Source organism: Deinococcus pimensis DSM 21231 (genome assembly GCF_000519345.1).
Taxonomy (GTDB): Bacteria; Deinococcota; Deinococci; order Deinococcales; family Deinococcaceae; genus Deinococcus_A; species Deinococcus_A pimensis.
Genome location: NZ_KI912645.1, coordinates 32,421 through 36,675, shown reverse-complemented (window position 1 = coordinate 36,675; position 4,255 = coordinate 32,421). Strand labels below are relative to the sequence as shown.

The following is a 4,255-nucleotide window of genomic DNA, read 5'->3' as shown; positions in this document are numbered from 1 at the left end:
CTCGCGCGGGCCTCCGCGGCCTTCTGCGCGGGCAGGAGCGCGCCGAGCGGGAAGCCGCAGACGGTCGCGACGAGGACGCCGCTCCCGGCGAGCTCCGCGCGGGAGAGGGGCACGAAGGAGGGATTGACGCACACCGCGCGGAAGCCGTGCTCGCGCGCCTCGCCGCACAGCGTGCGGATCTGGTCGGACGTCGCGGTGGCCTTGAGCAGCGTGTGATCGATGAAGGACGCCAAATTCACGCCTCACAGAATACAGAGGGCTTCCATGAATTTGGGTAAGACCTCCGCCAGACACGACTCGCGCCCGCCCGCGCCCGCACGGTAGAGTCCCCTCATGACCATGGAACCCGCCGCCCGCTTCCCGGACTTCGCCCTGCCCGACGCCGAGGGCCGCCTGCACCGCCTCTCCGACTACGCCGGGCGCTACGTCGTCCTGTACGTCTACCCCAAGGACGACACGCCCGGCTGCACGAAGGAGGCCTGCGACTTCCGCGACAACGCCGAACTGCGCGCGCACGGCGCGGCCATCCTGGGCCTGAGCCGCGACGACGCCGCCTCCCACGCCGACTTCTCGGAGAAGTTCTCGCTCAACTTCCCCCTCCTGACGGACGCCGACGCGTCGTTCATGAAGACGGTGGGCGCCTGGGGCGAGAAGAACAACTACGGGAAGATCACCGAGGGCGTGAAGCGCTCCACGTACCTCATCGCGCCCGACGGCACCCTCGTCCGCGCCTGGAACAACGTGAAGGTGGACGGTCACGCGGACGCCGTCGCCCGCGAACTCGAGAAGCACCGCGCGGCCCATGCCTGACCTGGAGGCCCTCAAGGCCGAGGCGGCGCTGAGGGCCGTCGCGCTCGTGCGGCCCGGGGACCGCGTGGGCCTCGGGACGGGCTCCACCGCGCGGCACGCCAGCGAGGAGAACGGACGGCGGGAGCGCGCGGGCGAGCACGCGGGCGTCGTCGGGGTCGCCACGAGCGAGGCCAGCGCGGCCCTCGCGCGCGAGCACGGCGTCACCGTCGAGGACCTCGACACGCGCCCCCTCGACCTCGCCATCGACGGCGCCGACGAGATCGCCCCGAACCTCGACCTCGTCAAGGGGCTCGGCGGGGCCCTCACCCGCGAGAAGCTCGTGGAGCTCCGCGCGCGGCGCTTCGTCGTCATCGCGGACCACACGAAGCTCGTCACGCGCCTCGGGGAGAAGGCGCCCGTCCCGATCGAGCTGCTGCGCTTCGGGCTGGACACCACCCTGGAGCGTCTGCGGGACCTCGGCGCGACCGGGGAGCTCCGCGCGCGCGGCGGCGAGCCCTTCGTCACCGACAACGGCAACGTGATCCTCGACGCGCGCTTCGGCGGGGGCCGCGCGATCGACGAGGCCCTCGCGCGCGAGCTCAAGCTCACCCCCGGGGTGGTGGAGACCGGCCTCTTCCTCGGCATGGCGGAGCGCGCCTTCGTCGCGGCGCCCGAGGGCGTGCGGGAACTCGTCCGGACTCCCCGGCCCTGAACCCTCATGAATGAGGGCGTCATGCAGAATGCCTTCATCATGAGCCCATCTGAAGGACACCGTACCGTTCGCTCATGGGCAGGCTCCTAAGCTGACCTTATGAGCGCGACAAGGGACGCCGGGGCACTCCCGGGCGGCACCGTGATCGGCGTCGGGACCATCCGGCCCGACGCCGCCCTCGACGTCGCCCTCACCCTCATGCCCATGATGGTCTGGATCTGGGACGTCGTGCGCGACGAGGTGTCGGTCCTCACGCGCACCCCGGACCTGCCGGGCGCGGCCGCGCGCCGCGTCGCCGAGTTCATCGCGCTCGTCCACGAGGACGACCGCGAGCGCGTCCGCGCCGCCGTCCTCGGGGCGCTCGCGCCGGACTCCGACGACCGCTTCCAGGCCGTCTACCGCGTCCGCGATCCTTCCGGTCGGGTCCGCTGGATGGAGGACCGCGGCGTCGTCGAGCGGGACGACGCGGGCGCCGCGCTGCGCATCCGGGGCGTCGTGCTCGAAGTCACCCGGCGCGAGGAGGCCCGGCTGGAGCTCGAACGTCAGGAGTCCTTCCTCGCGCGGCTCAACGACGTCCTGCCCGCCTCCCTCTATCTCGGTGACCTCGTCGAGCGCCGCGTGGCGTACCAGAACCGCGCGCCCCTCGCCCTCGCCGGCTACCCGCCCGACGAGGCGCGGGCGCTCGGCCCGGAGGGCTGGCGCGAACGGCTCCACCCGGACGACCTCGCCACCCTCGACCTCAGGCTCGACGGGGTGCGCCGCGCCGCCGACGGCGAGACCGTCGAGCAGGAGTACCGCGTGCGCGCGCCCGACGGCACGTACCGGGTGCTGCGCGAACACCAGACCGTCTTCGCGCGCGCCGAGGACGGCGCGGTCACGCAGTACCTCGGGCTCGTGCAGGACGTCACCGAGCAGGCCCGACTCCAGCAGGCGCTCGACGGGGAGCGCGCCAAGCTCGGCGCCATCCTCGAACACGCGCCCGCCGTGATCTTCCTCAAGGACCCCGAGGGACGCTACACGTACGTCAACCCCGCCTTCGAGGCGGTCCTCGGGCCCCGGCACACCGTCCTCGGACGGACCGACGCGGACCTCCTCGGCGAGGACAGGGGCCGCTCCTTCCGCGAGAACGACCTCGAGGTGCTGGACTCCGGACGCGCCCGGCACTACGACGAGCGCGTCCGGACACTGGAGGGGGAGTTCGTCTTCCGCTCCGCGAAGTTCCCCGTCCTGGGTCCCGACGACCGGCCCGTCCTCGTCGGCGGCGTCTCGATCGACGTGACCAGCCTCGTGAACGCCGAGCGGCACCTGCGCGAGAGCGAGGCGCGCTACCGCACCCTCGCGGAGAACGCGAGCGACCTCGTGAGCCTCCACACGCCCGACGGGACGTTCCTGTACGCCAGCCCTTCGTACGCGCGCATCCTCGGCTGGACCCCCGAGGAGATGGTGGGGCGCGTCGCGTACGAGTTCTTTCCCCCGGACGACCTCAGCGAGATCGAACGCAGCCACCTCGCGGTGCTCAACCGCAACCCCATGGTCGTCACGTACCGCGCGCAGCGCAAGGACGGCTCGCGCCTCTGGCTGGAGACGACGAGCTACCCCGTCATGGACGACGAGGGCGCCGTCACGCAGCTCGTGGTGTCCTCGCGTGACGTGACGGACCGCGTGGACGCCCAGATCGCCCTGCGCGCCCTCAACGAGGACCTCGAGGCGCGCGTCGAGGAGCGCACCGCCCGACTCGCGGACCTCAACGCGGAGCTCGCCGCGCTCGCGGGCGCCCTCTCGCGCGACATCGAGGAACCCCTCAACCGCATCCGCGGCTTCCTGAACCTCGCGGAGCGCCGCGCGCAGGGCGCCATCGACGACCGGACCCGCACGTACCTCTCGGTGGTGCGCGACGAGGCCGCGCGCGTCGAGGGCGTCGCCGGGAACCTGCGCGACCTCGCGCGCTTCGCTCGGCACGAGCTGCGCCTGTCGCCCGTCCCGCTGACGCAGCTCGTCGTGCAGGTCCGCAGCGACCTCGAACCGCTCGCGCGCGGCCGCGCCGTCGAGTGGGCCATCCAGGACCTGCCCACCGTGCGCGGCGACCAGATCCTGCTGCGGCAGGTCTTCGCGAACGTGCTGCACAACGCGCTGAAGTTCACGCGGGGCCGTGAACCCGCCCGCGTCGAGGTCGGCGGGGAGGTCCGGGGCCGCGAGGTCGTCGTGTGGGTGCGCGACAACGGCGTCGGCTTCGAGGAGACCGACGCGGCGCGGCTCTTTCAGGTGTTCGGGCGCCTGCACGGCGACGAGTTCGACGGGAGCGGCGTGGGCCTGGCGTCCGCGCGGCGCATCGTGAACCGGCACGGCGGACGCATGTGGGCGCAGGGATCGCCCGGCGCGGGCGCGACGTTCTCGATGAGCCTGCCCGTGTAGGTCAGCCCGCCACGAACCTCAGCGCGCCCTCCACGTCCTGCGTCTCCGCGAGGACGGGCACGACGGTGCTCTCGCTGGGCCGCGACGCGAAACGCACGTCCTCGCCGAGCCCGAGGCGGTCGAGGGTGATGCCGTGCGTGCTGCTCGACAGGGCCTCCAGCGGATCGCTCGCGTTGCGCCGCACCGTCAGCGCGATGCGGGCGCCGTCGTCGATGGTGGTCTCGGTCATGCTCATGAGGTACTCGCACAGCACGCCCGCCGCGTACACGTCCTCCAGGCCGACGCGTCCGTTGGTGCCCGCGCAGACCAGCGCGATCTCCTCCACGGCGAGGGCGCGCGCCC

General features: G+C 72.7%; 4 protein-coding genes and 1 pseudogene. 3 read left to right on the top strand and 2 right to left on the bottom strand.

Annotated features, from left to right (window positions below):
- Positions 1-239, bottom strand: a pseudogene (locus DEIPI_RS39750) (deoxyribose-phosphate aldolase); the annotation flags it as partial.
- A gap of 94 nt (positions 240-333) precedes the next feature.
- Between DEIPI_RS39750 and prxQ the strand changes: the two are divergent.
- The 3 genes from prxQ to DEIPI_RS35575 all read left to right on the top strand — a co-directional run bounded on the left by prxQ (position 334) and on the right by DEIPI_RS35575 (position 3,913).
- On the top strand, positions 334-810 hold the full coding sequence (gene prxQ, locus DEIPI_RS0112545; RefSeq protein ID WP_027481987.1) for a thioredoxin-dependent peroxiredoxin PrxQ: 477 nt from the start codon (positions 334-336) through the stop codon (positions 808-810).
- On the top strand, positions 803-1,501 hold the full coding sequence (rpiA, locus tag DEIPI_RS0112540; protein ID WP_027481986.1) for a ribose 5-phosphate isomerase A: 699 nt from the start codon (positions 803-805) through the stop codon (positions 1,499-1,501). Before prxQ ends, rpiA begins: the two co-directional genes overlap by 8 nt.
- A 99-nt stretch (positions 1,502-1,600) precedes the next feature.
- Positions 1,601-3,913, top strand: coding sequence for a PAS domain-containing sensor histidine kinase (locus DEIPI_RS35575; protein WP_084474234.1), 2,313 nt, complete (start codon positions 1,601-1,603; stop codon positions 3,911-3,913).
- Position 3,914: 1 nt separating this feature from the next.
- On the opposite strand, the gene DEIPI_RS39745 is transcribed toward DEIPI_RS35575, so the two are convergent.
- A partial coding sequence (locus tag DEIPI_RS39745) for a 2-phosphosulfolactate phosphatase (protein ID WP_211238288.1) occupies positions 3,915-4,255 on the bottom strand: 341 nt, incomplete at its 5' end.

Coding starts and splice junctions, on each gene's coding strand:
- DEIPI_RS35575 (WP_084474234.1), top strand. CDS start 1,601: ATGAGCGCGACAAGGGACGCCGGGGCACTCCCGGGCGGCACCGTGATC.
- rpiA (WP_027481986.1), top strand. CDS start 803: ATGCCTGACCTGGAGGCCCTCAAGGCCGAGGCGGCGCTGAGGGCCGTC.
- prxQ (WP_027481987.1), top strand. CDS start 334: ATGACCATGGAACCCGCCGCCCGCTTCCCGGACTTCGCCCTGCCCGAC.